The 23402-nt window shown below is 66.3% G+C and carries 20 protein-coding genes; 11 read left to right on the top strand and 9 right to left on the bottom strand.

The annotated features are described in order from the left end of the window. Positions 1–313: 313 nt before the first annotated feature. The 4 genes from AC5P6X_RS07725 to AC5P6X_RS07710 form a co-directional block, all read right to left on the bottom strand. Positions 314–685, bottom strand: a complete 372-nt coding sequence (locus AC5P6X_RS07725; protein ID WP_033833348.1) for a DUF423 domain-containing protein — start codon at positions 683–685, stop codon at positions 314–316. A gap of 103 nt (positions 686–788) precedes the next feature. Continuing rightward, positions 789–1862 carry a polyketide cyclase gene (locus tag AC5P6X_RS07720; RefSeq protein ID WP_005408538.1) on the bottom strand — a complete coding sequence of 358 codons (1074 nt, stop codon included), beginning with the start codon at positions 1860–1862 and terminating at the stop codon, positions 789–791. Between the two features lie 234 nt (positions 1863–2096). Next, positions 2097–2738: a response regulator gene (locus AC5P6X_RS07715; RefSeq protein WP_005408537.1), complete on the bottom strand. Its 642-nt coding sequence runs from the start codon at positions 2736–2738 to the stop codon at positions 2097–2099. Then, positions 2738–3934, bottom strand: coding sequence for a sensor histidine kinase (locus AC5P6X_RS07710; RefSeq protein ID WP_005408536.1), 1197 nt, complete (start codon positions 3932–3934; stop codon positions 2738–2740). Before AC5P6X_RS07710 ends, AC5P6X_RS07715 begins: the two co-directional genes overlap by 1 nt. Positions 3935–4084: 150 nt before the next feature. On the opposite strand from AC5P6X_RS07710, the gene AC5P6X_RS07705 reads away from it, so the two are divergent. Genes AC5P6X_RS07705 through AC5P6X_RS07685 form a run of 5 tightly spaced genes read left to right on the top strand, consistent with a single transcriptional unit; the run spans position 4085 to position 7108 of the window. Further along, on the top strand, positions 4085–4681 hold the full coding sequence (locus AC5P6X_RS07705) for a GNAT family N-acetyltransferase (protein WP_005408535.1): 597 nt from the start codon (positions 4085–4087) through the stop codon (positions 4679–4681). Further along, positions 4627–5472, top strand: a complete 846-nt coding sequence (gene minC, locus AC5P6X_RS07700; protein ID WP_043034132.1) for a septum site-determining protein MinC — start codon at positions 4627–4629, stop codon at positions 5470–5472. The genes AC5P6X_RS07705 and minC overlap by 55 nt, the downstream gene beginning before the upstream one ends. A 37-nt stretch (positions 5473–5509) precedes the next feature. Beyond that, positions 5510–6319, top strand: coding sequence for a septum site-determining protein MinD (minD, locus tag AC5P6X_RS07695; RefSeq protein ID WP_005408533.1), 810 nt, complete (start codon positions 5510–5512; stop codon positions 6317–6319). A 2-nt stretch (positions 6320–6321) separates the two neighbouring features. Beyond that, the gene (gene minE, locus AC5P6X_RS07690; RefSeq protein WP_005408532.1) at positions 6322–6582 is read left to right on the top strand and encodes a cell division topological specificity factor MinE; all 261 of its coding nucleotides are present in this window, start codon (positions 6322–6324) and stop codon (positions 6580–6582) included. 46 nt (positions 6583–6628) lie between these two features. Next, positions 6629–7108: a hypothetical protein gene (locus tag AC5P6X_RS07685; protein ID WP_005412610.1), complete on the top strand. Its 480-nt coding sequence runs from the start codon at positions 6629–6631 to the stop codon at positions 7106–7108. Positions 7109–7334: 226 nt separating this feature from the next. On the opposite strand, the gene AC5P6X_RS07680 is transcribed toward AC5P6X_RS07685, so the two are convergent. The 3 genes from AC5P6X_RS07680 to AC5P6X_RS07670 all read right to left on the bottom strand — a co-directional run bounded on the left by AC5P6X_RS07680 (position 7335) and on the right by AC5P6X_RS07670 (position 12982). Then, positions 7335–8564: a DUF819 family protein gene (locus AC5P6X_RS07680; protein ID WP_005408530.1), complete on the bottom strand. Its 1230-nt coding sequence runs from the start codon at positions 8562–8564 to the stop codon at positions 7335–7337. Between the two features lie 141 nt (positions 8565–8705). Next, positions 8706–10784: an alpha/beta hydrolase family protein gene (locus AC5P6X_RS07675; RefSeq protein WP_049448737.1), complete on the bottom strand. Its 2079-nt coding sequence runs from the start codon at positions 10782–10784 to the stop codon at positions 8706–8708. Between the two features lie 233 nt (positions 10785–11017). Continuing rightward, positions 11018–12982, bottom strand: a complete 1965-nt coding sequence (locus tag AC5P6X_RS07670) for an OPT family oligopeptide transporter (RefSeq protein WP_005408528.1) — start codon at positions 12980–12982, stop codon at positions 11018–11020. A 277-nt stretch (positions 12983–13259) separates the two neighbouring features. Here AC5P6X_RS07670 and AC5P6X_RS07665 point away from each other — a divergent pair, with 277 nt between their 5' ends. The 3 genes from AC5P6X_RS07665 to AC5P6X_RS07655 all read left to right on the top strand — a co-directional run bounded on the left by AC5P6X_RS07665 (position 13260) and on the right by AC5P6X_RS07655 (position 16876). Continuing rightward, complete coding sequence (locus AC5P6X_RS07665) at positions 13260–13802, top strand: hypothetical protein (RefSeq protein WP_223846374.1); 543 nt, start codon at positions 13260–13262, stop codon at positions 13800–13802. 91 nt (positions 13803–13893) lie between these two features. Further along, positions 13894–15042, top strand: coding sequence for an acetyltransferase domain-containing protein (locus AC5P6X_RS07660; RefSeq protein ID WP_164221417.1), 1149 nt, complete (start codon positions 13894–13896; stop codon positions 15040–15042). Between the two features lie 79 nt (positions 15043–15121). Continuing rightward, a complete protein-coding gene (locus AC5P6X_RS07655) occupies positions 15122–16876 on the top strand; it encodes a peptide MFS transporter (RefSeq protein WP_049448734.1) in 1755 nt (584 codons plus the stop codon). A 55-nt stretch (positions 16877–16931) separates the two neighbouring features. Here the strand turns inward: AC5P6X_RS07655 and AC5P6X_RS07650 are convergent, their stop codons facing one another. Both AC5P6X_RS07650 and AC5P6X_RS07645 read right to left on the bottom strand, forming a co-directional pair. Next, positions 16932–18899, bottom strand: a complete 1968-nt coding sequence (locus AC5P6X_RS07650) for an alpha/beta hydrolase family protein (RefSeq protein WP_049448733.1) — start codon at positions 18897–18899, stop codon at positions 16932–16934. 167 nt (positions 18900–19066) lie between these two features. Further along, positions 19067–19702 (bottom strand): LysE/ArgO family amino acid transporter, encoded by a 636-nt coding sequence (locus tag AC5P6X_RS07645; RefSeq protein WP_005408523.1) that lies wholly within the window; start codon positions 19700–19702, stop codon positions 19067–19069. Positions 19703–19840: 138 nt separating this feature from the next. Between AC5P6X_RS07645 and AC5P6X_RS07640 the strand changes: the two genes are divergently transcribed. From AC5P6X_RS07640 to mqo, 3 genes are all read left to right on the top strand, one after another. Next, positions 19841–20746, top strand: a complete 906-nt coding sequence (locus AC5P6X_RS07640; protein ID WP_005412604.1) for a LysR family transcriptional regulator ArgP — start codon at positions 19841–19843, stop codon at positions 20744–20746. A 169-nt stretch (positions 20747–20915) separates the two neighbouring features. Further along, a complete protein-coding gene (locus AC5P6X_RS07635; protein WP_005412603.1) occupies positions 20916–21362 on the top strand; it encodes a GNAT family N-acetyltransferase in 447 nt (148 codons plus the stop codon). Positions 21363–21589: 227 nt separating this feature from the next. After that, positions 21590–23278, top strand: a complete 1689-nt coding sequence (mqo, locus tag AC5P6X_RS07630) for a malate dehydrogenase (quinone) (protein ID WP_329753133.1) — start codon at positions 21590–21592, stop codon at positions 23276–23278. The last annotated feature ends 124 nt before the right edge of the window (positions 23279–23402 follow it).

The raw sequence follows: 23402 nt of genomic DNA, 5'->3' as shown, positions 1-23402 counted from the left end.
AGAGCAAAGACAAAAGCGGGTCGCTTCGCTCGAAGCTTCTATAAGGGATCAGCGCGCGGCTGTTGGGTCCGCCTTCAAGCGAGCCGAGCACCGCAGGTCCGGCGAGGGCGAAGAGGTGCGGGTGTCTGAGCGCAGCGAGTTCCCGCACCGCCCCTCGACGGGCCGAGGAGCGCAGGGGACCGGTGCGCAGCGCCGGCTCGCGGCCGGCGGCGCGTTTCTTTTGGTTACTTTTCTTTTCGCGCGAAAAGAAAAGTAACGCCCATGAACCATCACGATCGCATCGGCATGGATCGGAGCGACAGCCCTGCGACCGTCACCGCCTCAACGCATTGATCGCCAGCAACACCCACCCGGCCATCATGCTGGTGCCCCCGATCGGCGCCATCCGCGTCGGCCACTGCCACAACGCACCACCCACCAGGCTGCCGGAAAACAGCAACACGCCCAGCAGCAGCACGTACAGCGCCAGGTGCGCGGTCGCCCCCTGCGCACGCGGGCCAAGCGCCACCAGCACCGCGCCATGCGCGAACGCATACAGTGCCGCCATGTTCAGGTGCTGCTGTGAAAGCGGGTCAGCCACACCGTGCGATGCGTAGGCGGACAGGCCGATCGAGGCCGCCGCCAGCAGCGCACCAAGGCAGGCCAGCAGGGAAGGCTTACGTGCGCGACGTTCCAGGTTGAACATGGGGGCTCCTTGCACAGCGCCCTTTCCGGGCGCCAGATGAAAAAAAACGCGCCGCAATGAGCGGCGCGTTTTCGTGTCCAACACTACATGGGTCAGCCGAGGCTTACTTGACGGCCCAGTAAATGTCGTAGGTACCTTCCGGGGTGAACGACTTGTCGATGCCATCCTTCCAGGTTTCGTACGGACGGTCGATCACTTCGTTGCCGGAGGTCACAGCCCAGGCGCGCAGGCCGTTGCGGGCAACGTCCAGACCCGCCATGTGGCCGGTGTAGGCCGCATGTGCCGAGCGGTGCGGAGCCACGTGCACGTACTTCACCGGAGCGCCACCGTCGATCTTGACGGTCAGGGCCTCAGCGGTGGCACCTTCAGCACCCTTCTTCTTCACCGGCTGGGCGATGTCGAAGGCGTACTTCTCCTGGCCGAAGTCGGTGGTGATGATGCGGAACGGACCGGCGGCTTCAAGGCCATTGGCCTCCATCACGCGCTTGATCCACTCCTGGTTGTCCTTGATGGACTTGGTGATCGTGTCCTGACCGCGGTCCACGTTACCGGCGTTGACGACCAGCAGATCCTCAGCCGGCACATCGACGATGGCCAGATCGGTCAGCGGGGCTTCCGGCGTGCGGTAGTCGACGTTCGGGACGGTAGCCAGCATGTTGGCCATGCGCGACAGGCCCATCTTGATGTCGTCGCCGATCTGACGGCTGACATACAGGCCTGCATAACGGCCGAACAGGTCGAAGCCGTACTTCACCGAGTAGTCCTGGGTGATCTTCACGTTGCGGCCACCCTTGCCGGTCGGCTCCAGGGTGAAGGTGGTGACCTTGTCGTGACCCTTGGTGGCGTCTTCGATGGCGATCGCAACGCGCTTGTTCTCTTCGGCGTCGGTGATCTTCCAGGAGCCGGTGCCCAGGTCCTTGGAGGTGAAGTCCAGGGTGGCACCCTTGCCGGAGGCCGGGCCGGACAGCTTCAGTTCAACGGCGGGATCGCGCAGTACCAGCGGGTTCCAGTCCTTGAAGCGGCGCAGGCTGCTGACCGTGTCGTACACGATCGTCATCTTGCGGTTGGTCTCGATGCTTTCGGTGATGTGACGCTCGCCCGGCAGACATACGCCAATGATGACGAACAGGCCAGCCACGATCCCCAAGGCGATCAGGAACTCGATAATACGGGTCATTCAGAGAGTCTCCGGGGCCGATCCCACGGCCGGGTTGATTGAAGCGAAGCGCCAATCCTAGCAGGCTTCGCGGGCATTGTTTATCGGGATTGGCGCACCGGTTTCCCTGCCGGCTGCGTATTTGTATGGACAAAGAATTCGAAGGGTAACGCATACCGCTGCCCGGCAAGTAGGGGGGCACCTTGGCCGGAACCCCCTGCCATCACCCAAGTCTTTGTACCGAAACGATTTTCCTCAGACCAGCTGGAGTTCGAACGCCTTCAGTACCGCGCGCGTACGGTCGCGCACACCCAGCTTGGAGAGGATGTTGGACACGTGGTTCTTGATGGTGCCCTCGGCCACGCCCAGCGAGTTGGCGATCTCCTTGTTGGAGAAGCCGCTGGCCATCAGCCGCAGGATCTCGGTCTCGCGGTCGGTCAGCGGATCCGGGCGGTCCAGGCTGACGAACTCGTTGCGCATGTGCTCCAGGCCCGACAACAGGCGCTGGGTCACCGCCGGCTGTACCAGCGAACCACCCTCGGCCACGGTCCTGATGGCACCGACCAGCTGTGCCAGGGTCACATCCTTGAGCAGGTAACCCTTGGCACCGGCCTTGAGGCCAGCCAGCACCAGCTGATCGTCATCGAAGGTGGTGAGGATGATGGTCGGCGGCAGCTGTTCCTGCCGCGACAGCACCTGCAGCGCTTCCAGTCCGGACATCACCGGCATGCGCATGTCCATCAGGACCACGTCGGGGCGCACCTGCGGGATCAGCTCGACCGCCTGCCGGCCATCGCCGGCCTCGGCCACCACCTCGATGCCATCGTCGAGCGCCAGCAGGGAGCGGATTCCCTGCCGCACCAGGGTTTGGTCATCGACCAGGCAGACGCGAATCATCAACGTACTCCTTCAGGAACCTTGGTAAGGGCGGCCACCAGCACCGTTGCCGGCACCGTTGCCCGCAGGCGGAAGCCTTCACCGGGACGGGTCTCGATCTGCAGCTGGCCACCACATTGTTGCAGGCGCTCGCGCATGCCGCGCAAGCCATTGCCCACATTGACCATGTCCGCGCCGACACCGTCGTCGCGGGCCTCCACCACCACCCGGTCCGGGGCTTCACGGTACACCTTGATCCACAGGTGCCGCGCACCGGCGTGGCGCACCGCGTTGGTGATTATCTCCTGCGTGCAGCGCAGCAGGACGTGGGCCCGCTGGGGATCTTCCACGTTCAGCGGATCCTCGATCTCCAGCTGGATGTCCAGCGAGGGCACGTTCTCGGTCAGCGGGCGCAGCGCCGCGGCCAGGTCGATCGCACCGGTCTCGCGCAGCTGGCTGACCACCTCGCGCACGTTGCCCAGCAGCAGTTTGGCCAAGGTGTGGGAGCGCTTCACGTGCTCCAGCGCCTGCCCTTCGGCCAGGTGCCCGGCCACTTCCAGGTTCAGGGTCAGCGCGGTCAGCTGGTGGCCCAGCAGGTCATGCAGCTCGCGCGAGATGCGGGTGCGCTCATTGACGCGCGCACTCTCGGCAAGCAAGGCGCGGGTGGCACGCAACTCTGAATTGAGCCGGCGCTGTTCGTCGCGCGCCTCGGTCTGCTGCCGGGCAACCAGGCTGGTCACGAAGATGAACATGGAAAAGCCGCCGTACAGCAGCGACTGCATCACCGCTTCGAACAACGGGAAGCGCAGCAGCAAGTAGTAGACCGGGGCCACCGCCAGTTGGCTGACCAGCAGCCACAGCACGCCCAGCCGCACCGACAGCATCCACGGGATGACCCCGGCGGCCACCATCATCAGGATGCTGCCCAGGCCCGAGCCGCTGAGGAAGCTGACGCCCAGCGCCGAAATCGTCAGCAGCAGCAGCAGGCCGCGGTCCAGCCAGCTGGTGGGGCTGTCGCTGCGCAGGATGCGGGTCAGCCAGTAATAGGAGGTGCCGAAGGACAGGTAGGCGACGAACAGCAGGACCGCCCAGCCGCCCATGTCACCGCGGCTGTGCAGGTTCTCGAACTGCGAGTACGCCAGGGGCAGACCGACCATGACCCAGGTGAACAGGCCGGCCAGGCGAAGGACGCGGGTATGGCTGAGGACTCCCAACATGCCAGCACTCTACGGGCCCGGCCTGCACACCGCACCCCACGGAAGTCATGCCTGCCCGGTCGCCTGTTCATGCCGCAGCCCACCCCGGGCATGCAATAATCGTGCGCAGGGTCCCTTGATGGACCAACCGCGTTACCCCACGGAGTCACAATGTCGATTGTCATCCGCGACGTGCGCGAGCACGAGCTCGATTCCGTCCTGGCTTTGAACAACAACGCTGGCCTGGCCATCCTTCCCCTGGATGCGGCCCGCCTGCGCCTGTTCTATGAAACCGCTGAGTATTTCCGCGTCGCCGAGCGCGACGGCAACCTGGCCGGCTTCCTGATCGGCTTCGGCAGCGACAGCCAGCACGACAGCAGCAACTTCGCCTGGTTCAAGCAGCAGCTGGACACCCCCTTCTTCTACATCGACCGCATCGTGGTCGCCAGCCGCCGCCGCGGCGGTGGCGTCGGCCGTGCGTTCTATGCCGACGCGCAGAGCTTTGCCGAGCTGCGCTACCCGCAGATGACCTGCGAAGTCTTCCTCGACCACGGCGCCGATGCCGCCCTGCTCTTCCACGGCAGCTTCGGCTTCCGCGAGCTGGGCCAGAACACCATGGCCCAGGTCGATGTGCGTGCCAGCATGCTGGCCAAGGAACTGTGCAGCTACCCGTGGGTCCAGGAGACCTACGGCGGCAAGCTGCCGGATGTGGCATGGACACGCGCCCGGCAGCTGCCGGCGCAGGCACAGCGGCCGACGGGGACCTGAGCGTGGCGGTGAATTTCGATTACGAACAGGCCGGTGAACTGAAGATCGGCCAGGTGGGCATCGCCAACCTTCGCATCCGTACCCTTGATGTCGAACGCCTCGTGCAGGAAATGCGCGAGCGCGTGACCCGCGCGCCGAAGCTGTTCGGCCGCGCGGCGGTGATCCTCGATTTCGGCGGCCTGAGCCAGGTTCCGGACGTTGCCACCGCACAGGCGCTGGTCGATGGCCTGCGCAGCGCCGGCGTGCTGCCGGTGGCGCTGGCCTATGGCACCAGCGCGGTCGACCTGCTCTCGCAGCAGCTCGGCCTGCCGCTGCTGGCCAAGTTCCGCGCCCAGTACGAACGTGCCGAGGCCGAAGCGGCCCCGCCGCCGCCCGCACCGGAACCGCGCCGCGCCGCGCGTGCCGAACCGAAGCCAGCCCCGGCCGCACCGGTAGCCAAGATCGCCGATGCAGCCGCGCCGCAGCCGGGCCGCATGCAGCTGGGCAACGTGCGTTCAGGCCAGCAGCTGTACGCGGAGAACTGCGACCTGACCGTGATGGCCACCGTCGGCGCCGGCGCCGAGGTCATCGCCGATGGCAGCATCCATATCTACGGCACCCTGCGCGGCCGCGCGCTGGCAGGGGCCCAGGGCAACACCGCGGCACGCATCTTCTGCCGTGATTTCCATGCGGAACTGGTGGCCATTGCAGGCCACTACAAGGTACTGGACGATGTTCCGGACAACCTGCGCGGCAAGGCCGTGCAGGTGTGGCTGGAACAGGACCAGATCAAGATCGCTGCGCTGGACTGACGCAGCCCCAAACTAATGCAGAACCAGGAGAAGTCCTTTGGCTGAAATCATCGTAGTCACCTCCGGCAAGGGCGGCGTGGGCAAGACCACTTCCAGCGCGAGCCTGGCCTGTGGCCTGGCGCGGCGCGGCAAGAAGGTGGCGGTGATCGACTTCGACGTCGGCCTGCGCAACCTCGACCTGATCATGGGGTGCGAACGCCGCGTGGTGTACGACTTCGTCAACGTCGTGCATGGCGAAGCCACCCTCAAGCAGGCCCTGATCAAGGACAAGCGCTTCGACAACCTGTATGTGTTGGCCGCCTCGCAGACCCGCGACAAGGACGCACTGACCCAGGAAGGCGTGGGCAAGGTCCTGAAGGACTTGGCCGCCGATGGCTTCGATTACATCATCTGCGACTCGCCGGCCGGCATCGAGAAGGGAGCATTCCTGGCGATGTACTTCGCCGACCGCGCCGTGGTGGTGGTGAACCCGGAAGTGTCCTCGGTGCGTGACTCCGACCGCATCATCGGCCTGCTGGACTCGAAGACCCACAAGGCCGAATCCGGCCAGAACGTGCCTGCCTTCCTGCTGCTGACCCGCTACACCCCGCTGCGCGTGGAAACCGGCGAGATGCTCAGCATCGCCGACGTCGAGGAAGTGCTGGGGCTGAAGGCCATCGGCGTGATCCCCGAATCGGGCGATGTGCTCAATGCCTCCAACAAGGGCGAACCGGTGATCCTGGATGTCGAATCCGCTGCCGGCCAGGCGTATGACGACGCCGTCGCGCGCATCCTCGGCGAAGATCGCCCGATGCGCTTCACCAGCGTCGAGAAGAAGGGCTTCTTCAGCAAGCTGTTCGGAGGGTAAGCATGGGCCTGTTCGATTTCCTCAAAGCGAAGAAGACCACCGCCGAAACCGCAAAGAACCGCCTGCAGATCATCATCGCGCAGGAACGCAGCCACCGCGGTGGCCCGGACTACCTGCCGCTGCTGCAGCGCGAGCTGCTGGAAGTGATCAAGAAGTACGTGAACATCGACGTCGATGCGGTGAAGGTCGACCTGGTGAAGGATGGCCAGCACGATGTGCTGGACATCTCCGTGGCGCTGCCTGAAGGCCCGGACAAACCCTGATGCCCCGCCCCGCCCGTGCCTGCATGGGCGGGGCCGCGTGACCTGCATGACCGATACGACAACCGCCGTGGACATCACCTGCGTGGGCGACATCGCCTTCGCCGACGCGCAGTGCCTGCTCGCCGCGCATGGCCTTCGCCTGCACCACGTGGCCGCAGGCGAACCGATTCCCGGCAGCTACTGGGGCGAGCCCGAGGCGGGCATCATCGCCAGCAATGTCTATGTGCGCGATGACACCCCGGTGCATTCGATGCTGCATGAAGCCTGCCACCTGATCGTATTGCCGCCGGAGCGGCGCGCGCAGGTGCACACCGACGCCACCGATTCGGTCGCCGAGGAAGATGCCACCTGCTACCTGCAGATCGTGCTGGCCGGGCAGCTGCCTGGTGTTGGCAGTGCGCGGTTGATGGCCGACATGGATGCCTGGGGGTACACGTATCGGCTGGGGTCGACACAGGCGTGGTTTGAGCAGGACGCCGAAGACGCGAAGGCGTGGTTGATCGAACGCGGATTGCCGGTGGCGTAAGGCCGCGGGCGCGGTTGGCCACGGGCGCGTGGCGACGCGTCGGACCTTGCGGCGCCCCTCTTTTCACTCTGCGCGGTTCGAGCAGGACGCCGAAGACGCGAAGGCGTGGCGGATCGAACGCGGGTTGCCGGTGGCGTAACGCATCGGTAGTGCCGGCCGCTGGCCGGCAACCTCATGAACCCGTGAAGCATTACCTGGTTGCCGGCCAGCGCCCGGCACTACCCCATCAGCCCTGCCCGGCCAGCGCGCGCAGGGTGATGCCGACGATGTAGGCCAGGTATGTGCCGGTGGCATAGCCCATCGTGCCCAGCAGCACCCCCACCGGCGCCAGTGCCGGATGGAACGCCGCGGCCACCACCGGCGCAGAGGCCGGTCCACCGATGTTCGACTGCGAACCGATGGCGAAATAGAAGAACGGCACCTTCAGCAGCTTGCCCAGGCACCACAGCAGCACGATGTGCACGGCAATCCAGATCAGGCCGAGCAGGAACAGCCACGGGCGATCCAGCAGCGCCAGCAGATCCATCTGCATGCCGATGCAGGCAATCAGGAAGTACAGCAGCAGCGAGCCCAGGCGCGATGCGCCCGCGCCTTCCAGCGTGCGCGCACGGGTGAAGCTCAGGCTCAGGCCCAGCGTGGTCGACAGCACCACCACCCACACGAACGGCGCGTCCAGGCTGAACTGCGAGGCCCAGCTGACGTTGGCCTTGAACCATGCTGCCAGCGGCGCGCCGATGGCGTGCGAGAGGCCCACGCCGCCGAAGGCCACCGCCACGATCAGCATCAGGTCGGTGAGGCTGGGAATGCGCTCATGTTCGGCCTGGAAGCGCGCGATGCGCTCCTTCAGTTCATCGATGGCCGAGGTATCGGCGCCACTGCGCGCGTCGATCTTCGCTGCCCGCCCCGCCAGGAAGATCAGTGCCGCCATCCACACGTAGCCGACACCGACATCGACCACCGCGAACTGGCCGAACGTGGTCGCATTGACGTCGAATACTTCGCGCATTGCCAGCATGTTGGCACCGCCACCGATCCAGCTGCCTGCCAATGCGGCCATGCCGGCCCAGGTGTCACCGGCCACGGTTTCCGGATGCAGCGCGCGCATCGCCAGGAACGCCACCACCGCACCGAGCATGATGCTGGCCGAGGCGCCCAGGTACATCAGCACCAGCTTCGGGCCCAGCCGCAGGATCCCCTTGATGTCCACCGCCAGGGTCAGCAGGATCAACGCTGCCGGCAGCAGGATGTCGCGTGCGATCGGGTTGTAGAGCTTGGTGTTCTGGCCATCGATCAGGCCGACAGTGTTGTAGATGCCGGGAATCAGGTAGCACAGCAGCAGCGCCGGCACGAACGTGTAGAAGCGCTTCCACAGGCCCTGCTCGCGCGAAGCGGTCCAGAACACGGCGCCAAGGGTGGCGGCGATCAAGCCGAAGACGACGATGTCGTTCTGGATCATGCAGGTGCTCTGGGTAGAGCCGGGCGCTGGCCGGCTGCTGTTGGCGGCGGATCATGAGGGTGTGCCGACCAACGGTCGGCCCCCACCGGTAAAGCAGATGGCGAAACAAAAGCGCCGCCCCGAAGGGCGGCGCTGCAGTCATCAGTTGCCGATGTGCTGCTTCAGCCAGGCATTGACGGTGTCGTGCCACAGGATGCTGTTGTTCGGCTTCAGCACCCAGTGGTTTTCATCCGGGAAGTACAGGAACTTCGATTCGATGCCCTGGCGCTGGGCAGCGGTGAACGCGGCCAGGCCCTGCTCGACCGGAATGCGGAAGTCCTGCTGGCCGTGGATGACCAGGATCGGCTTCTTCCAGTCCGCCACGTGGTTGACCGGGTTGAACTTTTCGTAGTTCGCGGCCTTCTGGTACGGCGTGCCGCCCTGCTCCCACTCGGTGAACCACAGTTCTTCGGTGGCGTAGCCCATCATGCGCTGGTCGAACACGCCATCGTGGTTGACCAGGCACTTGAACGGGCTGTTCCAGTTGCCGGCGATCCAGTTGACCATGAAGCCGCCGTAGCTGGCGCCCAGCGCACAGGCCTTGTCACCGTTGAGGAAGGAATACTTCTTCAGCGCCGCGTCCCAGCCCTTCTGCAGGTCTTCCAGCGGGCGGTCGCCCCAGTGCTGGCTGATCGCATCGGTGAAGGCCTGGCCGTAGCCGGTGGAACCGTGGAAGTCGATCATCACCACGGCGTAGCCCTGGCCCGCGTAGGTCTGCGGATTCCAACGGTAGCTCCACCCATTGCCGAAGCTGCCCTGCGGGCCACCGTGGATCAGGAACGCGACCGGGTAGGACTTGCCTTCCTGGTAGTTGTGCGGCTTGACCACATAGCCATGCACGGTGTCGTTGTTCCAGCCCTTGAACTCGAACTGCTCGTAGTCGCCGAAACTGACGTCCTTGAGCACCTCACCGGCGGCCGGGGTCAGCGCGCGCAGTTCGCCGATCGGCTGGCCGGCAGCCGGCAGCAGGCCGACCAGCACCTGGTCGTTGCTCTTCAGGCTGTTGCGGGTGATCGCCACGCTGTTGCCGGCCACATCCACCGAGGTCACGCTGCCGTCGCCGATCAGCTTGGTGGCCTTGCCGCTGGCCACGTCGATCTGGAACAGCGGGTGTTCGCCAAGGTCATCGGCCGTGGTGTAGATGCTGGCACCATCGGCAGACAGGGTGATGCCGCCCGCCGAGCGATCCCACTGCGGCGCGATTTCGCGGGTCTTGCCGCTGGCCAGGTCCATCGCCATCAGGCCGAAGCGGTCGGCCTCGAAGCCCGGGCGCTTCATCGCACGGTAGAACAGCGTCTTGCCGTCCGCGCTGAACACCGGGCCGGCATCCCAGGCCGGGTTGGAGGCGGTCAGGTTGACTGGCGCCTGCTTGCCGGCGGCGTCGAAGCGGTACAGGTCGAAGTTGGTCGACCACGGCTCCTGCTTGCCGGCCACGCGGATGCTGGCCACCACGCTGGCGCCGTCCGGCGACCACGCGAAGTCATCATTGCCGCCGAACGGCTTGGACGGCGCATCACCATCGATGGTCGCGCTCAGCGCCGACGCGCCCTTGACCGCACCGGCCTTGGCCGTCGGCAGCGGAGCGACGAACAGGGTGTTGCGGCGACCGTCGTTCCAGGTGTCCCAGTGGCGCACGAACAGCGAATCCCACACCTGGCCGCTGGCCTTGGCGTCCTTCTTTTCCTTCAGCTTCTTCTCGGTGCAGGCCAGGTCCGAGGCACAGTCCTGGAACACGCCGGCGCTGAACAGCACGCGGTCATCCTGGGGCGACACGTGGTAGCTGTCCACGTCGACCGGGAAGTCGGTCAGCTGGCGCGGAGCACCGCCGCTGATCGGCTGCGCGTACAGCTGCTGGCTGCCGTTCCTGGCACTGAGGAAATACACGGTCTGGCCATCGGCCGACAGCGAAGCGGAATTGACGTTCCAGCCGGCCGGGGTGATCTGCTTCGGCGGCGCCGCATCGCGGGTACGCAGGTTGCGCGCGAACAGCGCGGTGGAGGCCTTCAGGTTGGCATCGACGCTGCGCTTGGCGAACACCACGGTGCCACCGTCAGCGGTCAGCACCGGCGCGGAGACGCGGTCCATGGCCACCATGTCGCGGACTTCCAGGCCACGGGCAGCGGCGACGCTGGGCAGGGCGGCCAGCAGGCTCAGTGGCAGCAGGGCATGACGCAGTTTCATCGGGGTCTCCGCAGGACGGCAAAAAACCGATGGTAGGCCCGTGCGGCCGGGGCTGCCAAGGCCATCGGTCATGGCTGCCTGCGGGGTTGGCCCCGTCGCCAGAAAGAGCAAACCCCGCCGAAGCGGGGTCTGCGGTAGTGCCGGCCGCTGGCCGGCAACCAGGGGTATCACGGGATTCCGGGATTGCCGGCCAGCGGCCGGCACTACCCGTTGAACCCAGGGGCAGAGCCCCCTTACGCCTTGGCGTACTTGCCGGTGCGGTAGATCAGCCAGCCGACCAGGAACAGCACGGCCAGGCCGATCCACTGCGCGCCCGGCAGGTGGAACGGCACGGCCAGCACGTCGGCGCGGCTGCTGACCACGATCGGAATCGCGATGGCGATGCCCATCAGCGCTTCGCCGGTGATCAGGCCCGCGGCGAACAGCACGCCCGGCTTGTGCACGCGGTCGCGGCCTTCTTCGTCATCGGCACGCACCTTGTGGAAGCGCTCGACCAGGTGGGCGATCAGGCCGCCGAGGAAGATCGGCACCATCAGCTCCAGCGGCAGGTAGATGCCGATGGCGGCGGCCAGCACCGGCACGCGGAAGCGGGCGTTGCGCGCCTTCAGCCAGCTGTCGAAGGCGATGATGGCGGCACCGACCACGGCACCGATGCCGATGAAGGTCCACGGCAGTTCACCACCGAACAGGCCCTTGGCCACCGAGGCCATCAGGTTGGCCTGCGGTGCGGCCAGCGCGTTCGGGTGCAGCTCGGACTTCACGCCGATGCCGTAGGCGGTGGCCAGCAGGTTCAGCACCGGGGCCATGATCAGCGCACACGAGAAGGCACCGATGCCCAGCATCAGCTGCTGCTTCCACGGGGTGGCGCCGACGATGTAGCCGGCCTTGAGGTCCTGCAGGTTGTCACCACCAACCGCAGCGGCGCAGCACACCACCGCGCCGATCATGATGGCGGCCACGGCGCCCAGCGGCGCGCCGCCGGCACCGACCGGCTTCAGGCCGTCGGCGCCCAGCAGCACGACCAGCACGGCCGAGGCGAACAGGATGGTGGAGATGGTGATGCCCGACACCGGGTTGTTGGACGAACCGATCAGGCCGGCCAGGTAGGCCGAGACCGAAACGAACAGGAAGCCGGCGACGATCATGATGAGGGTCATCGGGATCGACACGTGCCACTGGCCGACGATGGCCTGGTACAGGGCCAGCAGCGGCAGCACGAAGACCACCAGGGCCACCAGCATCCACTTCATCGGCAGGTCGCGCTCGGTGTGCGCCAGCACCGGGCCACCGCTCTTGCGGGCGGCGGCAAAGCCGCTCTTGACGCCGTTGAGCAGCGACTTGCGCAGCGAGATCAGGGTCCAGATGCCACCGATCAGCATCGCGCCGACACCCAGGTAGCGCATCTTCGCGCCCCAGATGGCGAACGCCGCCTCGGTGGACGAAGCCGCGGCAACCGACGCGGCCAGTGCCGGATCGGTGTTCATGAAGAACGCCTGGTAGATCGGAATGGCGATGTGCCAGGTCAGGATCGAACCGGACACCACCACGATGCCGACGTTGAGGCCGACGATGTAGCCCACGCCCAGCAGTGCCGGCGACAGGTTGGTACCGATGAAGGCGGTGACCTTGGAGCTGCCGACGTAGGCCGAGGTGGCCCAGGCATCCGGGATCAGGCGCATGCCGCTTTCCGCGGCCAGCTTGACGAAGGCACCGATCACCGCCGACAGGCCGAGGATCTTCAGGCCCGGGCCCGGATTCTCACCGGCCTTGAGCACTTCCGCCGCAGCCTTGCCTTCCGGGAACGGAAGCGGGTCTTCGACGATCATCGAACGACGCAGCGGCACCGAGAACAACACGCCCAGCAGGCCGCCGAGGCCGGCGATGCCCAGCACCCACCAGTACTTGAAGTCCGGCCAGTAGCCCATGATCACCAGCGCCGGGATGGTGAAGATCACACCAGCGGCGATCGACGAACCGGCCGATGCGCCGGTCTGCACGATGTTGTTTTCAAGGATGGAGCCACCGCCCAGCAGGCGCAGCACGCCCATGGAAATCACCGCGGCGGGAATGGCGGTGGCGATGGTCAGGCCTGCGAACAGACCGAGGTAGGCGTTTGCGGCCGACAGCACCACCGCCAGCACGATGGCCAGGGCCACTGCGCGGAAGGTGAGCTGCTTGGGCGCAGCGTCGTGGTTCATGGAAGCCCCTGCTGGCAAAAAATCCCTTGCACGCTAGCGTTCAGGAGGCGGCAAGTCCAGTGCGGTTCGGGAGGGTTGCGGCCAGGTCGGCAGTGAGATAGTCGCTTCCGGCCAAACTCGGCCAACGCATCAAGCGCATGGGGCACATCCCGGACGGCTGCCGGGCCTCGCTGTCTCATGTCCTGCAGGGGGCCAGGCCAACCAGTACTGCAGCATTCCAGCCATCATCGTTTGAAGTGCCTCAACGCCCCGTGCATCGTGTTCATGATCTGAACCGATGACGCTGAGCCGCCCGATGAACAACCCACTGCGGATCCGCCCGATCAAATCACCGGTCGTGGCTGTCGTGACCCTGACCTGCCTGATGCCGCTTTGCGATTACGCATCTGCCTGGAGCCGCATTGGCGCAGTCGAGATCACCGACCACGCCGGCAAACCTTGTTTCGGACTACCCAGGAAGGAGCGCAAGCGTATCGGTAAAACTCCGGAGGTGTTTGGTGTGGAGGTGCATGACGCAATTACTCCACCGCTGCGGCGGCAATGGTCGTTCTACTTTGCCCATCCCGCATCAATCCCACTTCCACCCGGAGCCTGCGTGGTCTACGGAGAAGTGCCAGCCAACGCCATTTCAAGACAGACGGCGATGCCGCTGCAGCCCGGACGCCTGTACGACGTTTCGCTGTCGGCCACCAGGACCGGCGCCACGCAACACCACAGCGCCCGATTCTGCTTGAAGGCCACCCCCGACGGGAGCCTGCGAGCGATCCAGGTCCACTACGACGAGGCGCTGGGCTGGAGCCCCTCGGTTTGCCTGCCCTGAGCCGACGCGCGCGCTCGTCGGAACCGCCCAGCACACGCTGGAAAGACGCAATTGTAATGTTATATCCTGTCACGCCGACCGAACCTCGCACGTGGCTCCTTCCCCCACTACCCGCCTGGCCTCCATCGACCAGCTGCGCGGCACCGTGATGCTGTTGATGTTGCTCGACCACGTGCGCGAGACCTTCTTCCTGCAGCACCAGGTGAGCGACCCGATGGACGCGGCGACGGTCTCCCCCGCGCTGTTCGCCTGCCGTCTGCTGGCCCACCTGTGCGCACCCGTGTTCGTCCTGTTGACCGGCCTGTCGGCCTGGCTGTACGGCCAGCGCCAGGCGGATCCGCGCCGGGCCACGGCCGCGTTCCTGCTCAAGCGCGGGCTGTTCCTGGTCGTGCTGGAACTGACCCTGGTGAATTTCGCCTGGACCTTCCAGCTGCCGCCGGAAACCCTGTACCTGCAGGTGATCTGGGCCATCGGGCTGAGCATGATCGCGCTGGCCGGGCTGCTTTGGCTGCCACGCCCGGCCCTGCTGGTGCTGGCAATCGCGGTGGTGGCCGGGCACAACCTGTTCGACGGCTTGCGGGTGCAAGGCAATGGCCTGCTGGCGGTGCTGTGGAAAGTGCTGCACCAGCGCGACTGGATCGAGGCCGGCGCGCTGCGCCTGCGCACCTCCTACCCGGTGCTGCCGTGGATCGGGGTGATCGCCCTGGGTTATCTGATGGGGCCCTGGTTCGCCCGCGAGCGCGCGCCGGCACAGCGTCATCACTGGCTGCTGTGGGCAGGCGTCGGCGCGCTGGCCCTGTTCGCCTTACTGCGGTTCGCCAACGAGTACGGGGATGCCCCTTGGCAGTACCAGACCACAGCACTGCGCACCTGGCTGAGCATCCTCAACATCACCAAGTACCCGCCGTCATTGCAGTTCCTGCTGCTGACCCTGGGCGTGGGGTTGTTGCTGCTGCGCCTGTACGAATGGCCGCCACTGGCGCGTGCGCTGCGCCCGCTGGCCGATATCGGCGCCGCGCCGATGTTCTTCTACCTGCTGCACCTGTATGTGCTGAAGGCGCTGTACCTGGGCGCGCTGGCGGCCTGGGGGCCGACCCATGGCGAGTTGTATGCCCTGGATTCGGTCAGCGGCCTGCTGCTGGTGGCCTGTGCGCTGGCGGTGGTGCTGTACCCGCCGACCCGGGCATTCGCGCGGTTCAAGGTGCGAAGGCGTGACCTGGCGTGGTTGCGGTATCTGTGATCGCCCAGGCCAGTCCGGCAATCCACGCATGGCGTGGATCTACTGAAATCGGATCGGGCCACAGGCCTATAATTCCGCGATGAATTCCACCGCTATCGCTTCCGACGACTTCCTGGGCCACCCCAAAGGCGTCTACGTCTGCTTCTTCACCGAAATGTGGGAGCGCTTCTCCTTCTACGGCATGAAGGCGCTGTTGCTGCTGTACCTGACCAAGTACCACCTGTTCGGCGACAAGGCCGGCCTGGACCTGCTCGGCGCCTACGGTGGCCTGGTGTACTGCATCCCTGTATTCGGCGGCATGCTGGCCGACCGCTGGCTGGGCATGCGCCGGGCCGTGCTGTTCGGCGGCATCCTGCTGGTACTCGGCCACCTCGGCATGGCCGTCGAAGGCCACGCTGCGTACCGGGTGAACGGCGAAGTGGTGCGCGACACCTCGGCACTGGCGGTGACCTACCTGTCGCTGGCGCTGATCATCATGGGCGTCGGTTTCCTGAAACCGAACATCTCCACCATTGTCGGCAAGCTGTACGCCAAGGACGATCCGCGCCGCGATTCGGGTTTCTCGCTGTTCTACGCCGGCATCAACCTGGGCGCGCTGTTCTCATCGCTGGTGTGCGGCTTCCTCGGCGAGGCCTACGGCTGGAAGTACGGTTTCGGTGCGGCCGGCATCGGCATGCTGGCCGGCCTGGCGATGTTCCTGTGGGGCCAGAAGTACCTGCAGGGCCACGCCGAGCCGCCGCAACCGGCGGCGTTGAAGCAGAAGGTGCTGGGCCTGCCGCGCGAATGGCTCATCTATCTGTGCGCGGTGCTCGGTGTGTTGCCGGTGGCGTGGCTGATGTGGGCGGCCGGCAACGGCGCGTTCGCGCTGGGCGGTGAAATCAGCCTGGCACTGATGTTGATGGTGGTGGTGCTGGGCGGCGTGCTGGTCTGGTTCGCCTGGTTCACCGGCAGCAAGTGCACGCCGGTACAGCGCCAGCAGATGATCGCGCTGATGGTGCTGATCTTCATGGCGCTGGTGTTCTTCACCATGTACGAGCAGTCCTACGGCTCGTGGGTGACCTTCACCGACCGGCTGCTGACCAAGGACATCGTGCCCTCGCTGGTGATCACCGGCGGTACGCCGCTGCCGTGGTCGATCCTCTCACTGCTGCTGGCACCGCTGGGCTTCGTGGTCAGCGCGCGGTTGTCCGAGCGTCGTCCGGGTTCGGCTGCGCCGCGCACGTTCTTCGCCGCCATCGTCGTGCTGATGCTGGTGCTGCTGGTGCGCGACTGCCTGGTGATTCCGCAGACCGCCGGCTCGCTCACCTATCTCGGCGGCCTGTTCCTGGTGCTGCTGGCACCGGCCTTCGCCGCGCTGTGGACGTGGATGGACCGCCGCGGCTGGGAACCAGGCAAGCCGGTCAAATCAGCCTGGGGCCTGGTGATCGGCGCACTGTCGTTCGTGCCGCTGGCGCTGGCTGCTCAGCAGGTTGGCGCCACCGGCGAGATGGCCAGCGTGTGGTGGCTGGTGCTGGCTTACTTCCTGCTGGCCAGTGGCGAGATGTGCCTGTCGCCGGTCGGCCTGTCGGCGGTGACCCAGCTGGCGGTGCCGCGGGTGATGAGCCTGATGATGGGCACCTGGTTCCTGGCCACCGCCTTCTCGGAAACGCTGGCCGCGCTGTTCGGCAAGCTGGCCGCGATCGAGGTGCCGGAAGGCGAATCGCTGGACATGGTGGCCGCCGCCGGTGCCTATGCGCACCTGTTCTGGCTGTTGATGTGGATCGGCCTGGGCTGTGCGCTGGCCGCTTTCATTGCCGCGCCACTGTTGAAGAAGATGATGCACGGGGTGAAGTAAGCCCACGCGCAGGCAGGAACCGGGGCGGCGGTTGGATCATCCGCCGCCCTTCGCGTTACGGCGCCCTGCCCTTGCCGTCCGCAGCCGCAGTCGTGGCGGTCTTGCCACCCAGGCTGCGCGACAGGAACGCCAGCAGCTTGCCGTAGTACTCGCTGCGATGGGCCTGGGTATAGAAGCCGTGCCCTTCGGTCTTGTAGTACAGGCTTTCCACCGGCGTACCGGCACGCTTGAGCGCCGCTTCCATGCGCTCGGTGTGCTGGATCGGGGCACGCTTGTCCTGACCCCCGGCCGCCAGGAACACAGGCACCTTGATCCGCTCGGCCAGGTTGACCGGCGAGACCGCGCCCAGCGTGGCCGGATCACCCAGCCACTCGCGCAGGTAGCTCATTCCGGAATCGCGGTCCTGGATATCGCCGCCAGTAAACATCAGCGGCAGGTCGTAGACGCCCACATAGCCGGCCGCGCACTGGTACAGCCCCGGTTCGCGCGCGGCGCCCATCATCGCCGAGTAGGCGCCGTAGCTGGCACCGTAGATGCAGATGCGCCGGGCATCGGCGATGCCTTCGCTGATCGCCCAGCGCGTGGCGTCGGTCACGTCGTCCTGCATCGCACGCCCCCACTGTTTCAGTGCTGCCCGGCTGTGCGCACGGCCGTAGTTGCCCGAGCCGCGGAAATTGATCTGCAGCACGGCGTAGCCGGCAGCGGCCAGCAACTGGTTCTCGTGATCGAAACTGCCGTTGTCGAATATCCCGATCGGCCCACCATGCGGCACCACCACCATCGGCAGGTCACGGCCAGTGCTGCCATGCGGGACTGTCAGGAATCCATGGAGCTCCAGCCCGTCACGCGCCTTCAGCAGGACCGGCCGCACCGACGCAGTGCTCTCCGGATCAATCCATTCGCTGCGCGCCATCAGGAAGCGCGCCTGGTTGCGGTCGCGGTCGTAGAGGTAGAACTCGCCCGGATTGGAACCGGACCCGGTTTCCACCAGCAGCCGGCGACCGTCGCGGGTACTGGAGGTGATGAATACTGCACGCCCGGGGAAGGCCGCCTCCAGGCTGCGGTACAACCGTGCCTCGTCCGAGCTTTCGTCGAAGAACCGGGTATGCGGCGTGTTTCCCAGGAACAGCGCGCCGACCGGCACGGTGCTGCCCGGGCTGCGGATCAGTCGTGCCGGATCGACAACCTCATCGCGCAGCACGACCTTGCGCTCCTGCGTGGCCGGGTTCCAGCTGACGATGGCATCGGGGCCGCTGGGCTGCTCGCTGAGCAGGTAGGCCAGCTGGCCGTCGGCGGAAAAGCCCAGCGCCGCCTCGCTGCGACCACTCCGTTTCTCATCGTTGACCAGCGCCCAGTCGCCACCGTTACGGTGGTAGAGCCGATGGACGTTGTCAGTACCGGCGCCCTGTACGAAACGTACGTCGCCGCGGGCATCCACCACATAGGAGGCACCCGGCATCGGCGCGCGGGCCAGCAGCCGCTGCTTGCCGCTTGCCAGTTCCAGCTGGGCCGCATAACCGTTGGCATCCAGCCGCGATCCGCCTACTGCGATGACCACGTGCGCATCATCGCCAGGCAGGGCGTCACTGAGGAACGCCGCGGCCGACGTCCGGTACTTGGGCCGCACGCGCAGGCCAAGGTCGCGGTAGCCCACCAGTAGTTCCGGTCGTCCGGTGCGTGCATCCAGTGTCAGCAGCTCGCCGGTGGCCCACGGCGCGTCGCGGGTACCGAACTTCTGCGCCAGACCGAACATCACCTGATCGTTGTTGACCCAGTGCAGGCCGAAGACATGCGAATTGAGTGGTGGGCGCAGGCTGCCCACCGGCGTGTTGTCGTCCGTACGAAGGATGATCACAGCGGTGAAGCCGTCCGCAGGCACGGTCGCGGCCAGATAATCGCCCCCGGGAGACAGCATGACATCGCCGAACTTGTCCGCTCGCACATAGGCGCCCAGATCGATCGCAGCAGCGGTTCCACACCAAAGTCCCGCCACGATGATGGCGGCCAGCCAGCGCTTGTGCATCCTTCTCTCCCCCTGCCTGGACCCCTTGTCCCGGCTGGCCGATTCTAGGCAGGCCAGTGCCCGGCCCGCCAGTGGCGCACAAAAAACGACGGCACCGTTGCCGGTGCCGTCGTTACCACTACCTTGGAGAGAGAGTCAGGACGTGGGTTCGGGGGGCGTGCGCCGGGTCAGTGGACCCCGCGCACCGCCAACGTGAGGGCCAGGATGCTGAGGATCACCGCGATGGTGCCGTCGAGCACGCGCCAGGTGCTGGGCTTGGTGAACAGCGGCGCCAGCAGGCGCGCGCCCAGGCCCTGCGCGGTCAGCCACAGGCAACTGGCGGTGACCACACCGGCAGCGAAGGCCATGCGGGCGTTGCCGAAGTTCTCGGCGATCGAACCGATCACCATCATGTCCAGCCAGAAGTGCGGGTTGATCAGCGAGAAACCGACCGCGGCCATCAGCACCGCGCGGCGGCTGCCGTCGTCGCTGTCAGCCTCGCCCATGCCGCCACCACCGGCGATCGCGCGGCGCGCCGACTTCATCGCGTACCAGGCCAGGAACGCCACGCCGGTCCACAGCACGGCGGTGGTCAGCCACGGCAGCGCCGAAGTGAGCGTGCGCAGGCCGGCCACGCTGGCAAAGATGAAGATCGCATCGATGGCCGCACAGGTGGCGACCACCGGCACGATGTGCTTGCGCAGGATGCCCTGGCGCAGGATGAAGGCGCTCTGGGCGCCGACCACGGCGAACAGGCCGATGCCGGTAGCTGCACCAGAGAACCAGGCACCGAGGCCGGTGCTGGCGGAGATGACCGAGAACATGGGATTCACTGCCTTTACTTGCTTGGGGGGACGGTGCCTCGCGAAGGCGGACAGCACCGGAACGAGCGCCATTGTCGCGCCGCAACATGAAAAAGACGAGCTAAACTTCCTAAACCAACATTAGCGGAACTTAATTCGATGCGTATCGACCATGCCCAGCTGCGTGCCCTGGCCGCAGTGATCCGCGAAGGCAGCTTCGACCGCGCCGCGCAGTCGCTGAATGTCACCCCGTCCGCCATCTCGCAGCGGGTCAAGGCGCTGGAGGACCGGATCGGCCGGCTGCTGGTCAAGCGCGGCACCCCGGCCACCGCCACCGCCGAGGGGCAGTTGCTGGTGCAGCTGGCCGAGCAGACCGCCCTGCTCGAGCACGATGCGCTGCACCGGATGGGCCTGGCCGACGAGGACCTGCCACAGGCCAGCATCCCGGTGGCGGTGAACCACGACAGCCTGGAAACCTGGTTCCCGCAGGCGGCCTACCAGTTCGCGCAGACCACCGGCACCACGCTGGACCTGCGCGTGGAGGACCAGGACCACACCGTGGAGCTGCTGCGCCAGGGCACGGTGCTGGGCGCGGTGACCACCCTGGACGAGCCGGTGCAGGGCTGCCAGATCCATGCGCTGGGCAGCATCCGCTACGCCGCCACCTGTACCCCCGAGTTCCGCGAGCGTCATTTCGCCAAGGGCGTGACCGCGCAGGCGCTGGCGCAGGCCCCGGTGCTGGTGTTCAACCGCAAGGACGACATGCAGTCGCGCTTCGCCCGGCGCATGGCCGGCGACGACCTGCCCAGCACCGCGCCGACCTGGTGGATTCCGTCCACGCGCGCCTTCGTGCAGGCCAACCTTGGCGGCATGGGCTGGACGATGAATCCGTTGCCGCTGGTCAAGCGGCACCTGGACGCGGGCCGCCTGGTCTACGTGCGCCAGCGCGCGTGGGAAGACGTGCCGCTGTACTGGCAGCATTGGAAGGGCGACGTGCAGACCATGGCCCTGCTGACCCGCGCGGTGCTGGATGCCTCCTCCGCGCTGATCCGGCGCAAGCGCTGAAAAGGGGACGGAGGGGATTAAGTCGTATAAGGCCCAAGCGACACATCGGGCAAAGACGACTTAATCCCCTCCGTCCCCTTTTTGCTCCATCCAATCTCCATCAACCCTCCACACCGGGTCCATGCGTGATGCGGATACTGGCGGGCCAATCACTACAAGGGTGTCCTGTATGCCGATAGCCGTGCGCGATGCGCGCCCCGAAGATGCCGCCGCCTGCATCGACCTGCGCGGGCGCACCCGCGAAAACGCCTTCAGCGCCGCGCAGTTGGCAGAGCTGGGCATCACCGAGGACAGCTGGGCGGCCGGCATCGCCCAGGGCGATTCGATCGGCCGCGTCGCCTGGGAGGGCGAGCGCATGGCCGGCTACTGCTTCGCCGACCGCGACAGCGGCGAGGTGCTGGTGCTGGCCCTGCTGCCCGAGTATGAAGGCCGCGGCATCGGTCGCCAGCTGCTGCAGGACGTGGTCAGCCTGACCCGCGATGCCGGCCACCAACGCCTGTTCCTGGCCTGTTCGGCCGACCCACGCTCGCGCTCGCATGGCTTCTACCGGCGCCTGGGCTGGCGCCCGACCGGCGAGATTGATGAGGCCGGCGACGAGATTCTTGAGCTGGTCTGAGTGAAGCTGTCGCCAGGGATGGCCTGACGCTACTGGGGCTGCGGTCGCCAGGTCGAGCCCGCCAGCCACGTGACGGGGCCGCGAAACGTCGGATGCTGCGTTGCATCAAAAACGGACCGGATCCGGTTAGAATCGCGGTTGGATGTCGCAAGGCGTTGTTTCTTCACGCCCTTTCCCTGCCCCACGCGCATCCTGACCCCTTCCCCTCCGCCAACGATCCCGCCCCCATGAAGAAATTTGGCAAGGCCCTGCTCGCCCTGCTCGTGCTGCTGTTGCTGGCCGCCGCGCTGTTCCTGTACTGGCCGCTGACCCAGCGCTCGGTGCCCGCCGCCAGCAACGACAAGCCCGTCGATGTGGTGCTGGTCGGCGCCGGCATCATGAGCATCACCCTGGCCACCTACCTGCAGGAACTGCAGCCGGACTGGAACATCCAGGTCTACGAACGCCTCGACGGCGTCGCCGGTGAAAGCTCCGACGGCTGGAACAACGCCGGCACCGGCCACTCGGCGTTCGCCGAACTGAACTACACCCCGGAACTGCCCGACGGCAGCATCGAGACCAAGCGCGCGGTCGGCATCGCCGAATCGTTCGAGGTCTCGCGCCAGTTCTGGTCGCACCAGGTGAAGGAAGGCCGTCTGAGCCAGCCCAGCGACTTCATCAACCCGACCCCGCACATGAGCTTCGTCTGGGGCGATGACAACATCGCCTACCTGCACAAGCGCCAGCAGGCCCTGGTGAAGAATCCGCTGTTCTACGGCATGCAGTACTCCGAGGATCCGGCCCAGATCAAGCAGTGGGCCCCGCTGCTGATGGAAGGCCGTGACCCGAAGCAGAAGGTTGCCGCAACCTGGATGCCGCTGGGCACCGACGTCAACTTCGGCGTGATCACCCGCCAGCTGACCGCCGGCCTGCAGCGCAGCCCGAACTTCAGCCTGCACCTCAACCACGAAGTGAGCGCGCTGCGGCAGAACGCCGACAAGAGCTGGAACGTGACGGTGAAGGACCTCAGGGCCGGCACCGAGTCCACCACCCACGCCCGCTTCGTGTTCATCGGTGCCGGTGGCGCTGCACTGAAGCTGCTGCAGATGTCCGGCATTCCGGAATCGAAGGACTACGCCGGCTTCCCGGTCGGTGGCCAGTTCCTCGCCTTCCAGGGCCAGGACGTGACCTCGCGCCACGGCGTGAAGGCCTACGGCATGGCCGAGACCGGCTCGCCGCCGATGTCGGTGCCGCACCTGGATGCGCGCAAGCTGGACGGCAAGCCGGTGGTCCTGTTCGGGCCGTTCGCGCTGTACAGCACCAAGTTCCTCAAGCACGGCTCGTGGTGGGACCTGTACTCGTCGGTGAACCACAACAACGTCGGCCCGATGCTGGAAGTGGGCAAGGACAACCTGGACCTGGTGCAGTACCTGATGGGCCAGGCGCGCCTGAACGATGCCGACCGCCAGGCCGAGCTGGTCAAGTACTTCCCCAACGCCAAGCCGGGTGACTGGAAGCTGGTCACCGCCGGCCAGCGCGTGCAGATCATCAAGCGTGATCCGCTGAAGGGCCCGGTGCTGCAGTTCGGTACCGAGATCGTGACCGACAAGGACCACACCCTCGCCGCCCTGCTCGGCGCTTCGCCGGGTGCGTCGACCTCGCCGCCGATCATGCTCGACCTGATGGCCAAGGCCTTCCCGGACCAGATGAAGGCCGGCTGGGAAGCCCGCCTGCGCGAGATCGTGCCGTCGTACGGGCGCAAGCTCAACGACAGCGCCGCGCTGGTCAACGAGATCCGTACGCTGACCAGCCAGACCCTGCATCTGCCGTATCTGGAGGTGCCGGTGGATGCGAACGCGGCATCGCCCGCTGCGGCTGCGGTGCCGGCAGCGGCCAAGGAAAAGCGCAACGCCAACGAGGAACTGCAGGCGCTGTAAGCCCGCAGTTTGCTTTCGATTCAGACGGACGGCCACCTTCGGGTGGCCGTCTGTTTTTGTGCGAGGTGGGTCGGATCCCTCCCGCACGGAAGGGCTCTGACCTGCGCTTGGGATCCGATGATGG

The organism is Stenotrophomonas sp. YJH_SMC_40 (assembly GCF_059368615.1).
The sequence above is the reverse complement of the archived record's forward strand: the minus strand, read 5'-3'. Positions and strand labels throughout refer to the sequence as shown.

Coding starts and splice junctions, on each gene's coding strand:
- minC (WP_043034132.1), top strand. CDS start 4,627: ATGGACACGCGCCCGGCAGCTGCCGGCGCAGGCACAGCGGCCGACGGG.
- AC5P6X_RS07720 (WP_005408538.1), bottom strand. CDS start 1,862: ATGACCCGTATTATCGAGTTCCTGATCGCCTTGGGGATCGTGGCTGGC.
- AC5P6X_RS07640 (WP_005412604.1), top strand. CDS start 19,841: ATGCGTATCGACCATGCCCAGCTGCGTGCCCTGGCCGCAGTGATCCGC.
- mqo (WP_329753133.1), top strand. CDS start 21,590: ATGAAGAAATTTGGCAAGGCCCTGCTCGCCCTGCTCGTGCTGCTGTTG.
- AC5P6X_RS07665 (WP_223846374.1), top strand. CDS start 13,260: ATGACGCTGAGCCGCCCGATGAACAACCCACTGCGGATCCGCCCGATC.
- AC5P6X_RS07710 (WP_005408536.1), bottom strand. CDS start 3,934: ATGTTGGGAGTCCTCAGCCATACCCGCGTCCTTCGCCTGGCCGGCCTG.
- AC5P6X_RS07680 (WP_005408530.1), bottom strand. CDS start 8,564: ATGATCCAGAACGACATCGTCGTCTTCGGCTTGATCGCCGCCACCCTT.
- AC5P6X_RS07635 (WP_005412603.1), top strand. CDS start 20,916: ATGCCGATAGCCGTGCGCGATGCGCGCCCCGAAGATGCCGCCGCCTGC.
- AC5P6X_RS07675 (WP_049448737.1), bottom strand. CDS start 10,784: ATGAAACTGCGTCATGCCCTGCTGCCACTGAGCCTGCTGGCCGCCCTG.
- AC5P6X_RS07725 (WP_033833348.1), bottom strand. CDS start 685: ATGTTCAACCTGGAACGTCGCGCACGTAAGCCTTCCCTGCTGGCCTGC.
- minE (WP_005408532.1), top strand. CDS start 6,322: ATGGGCCTGTTCGATTTCCTCAAAGCGAAGAAGACCACCGCCGAAACC.
- AC5P6X_RS07655 (WP_049448734.1), top strand. CDS start 15,122: ATGAATTCCACCGCTATCGCTTCCGACGACTTCCTGGGCCACCCCAAA.
- AC5P6X_RS07650 (WP_049448733.1), bottom strand. CDS start 18,899: ATGCACAAGCGCTGGCTGGCCGCCATCATCGTGGCGGGACTTTGGTGT.
- AC5P6X_RS07670 (WP_005408528.1), bottom strand. CDS start 12,982: ATGAACCACGACGCTGCGCCCAAGCAGCTCACCTTCCGCGCAGTGGCC.
- AC5P6X_RS07645 (WP_005408523.1), bottom strand. CDS start 19,702: ATGTTCTCGGTCATCTCCGCCAGCACCGGCCTCGGTGCCTGGTTCTCT.
- AC5P6X_RS07705 (WP_005408535.1), top strand. CDS start 4,085: ATGTCGATTGTCATCCGCGACGTGCGCGAGCACGAGCTCGATTCCGTC.
- AC5P6X_RS07685 (WP_005412610.1), top strand. CDS start 6,629: ATGACCGATACGACAACCGCCGTGGACATCACCTGCGTGGGCGACATC.
- AC5P6X_RS07715 (WP_005408537.1), bottom strand. CDS start 2,738: ATGATTCGCGTCTGCCTGGTCGATGACCAAACCCTGGTGCGGCAGGGA.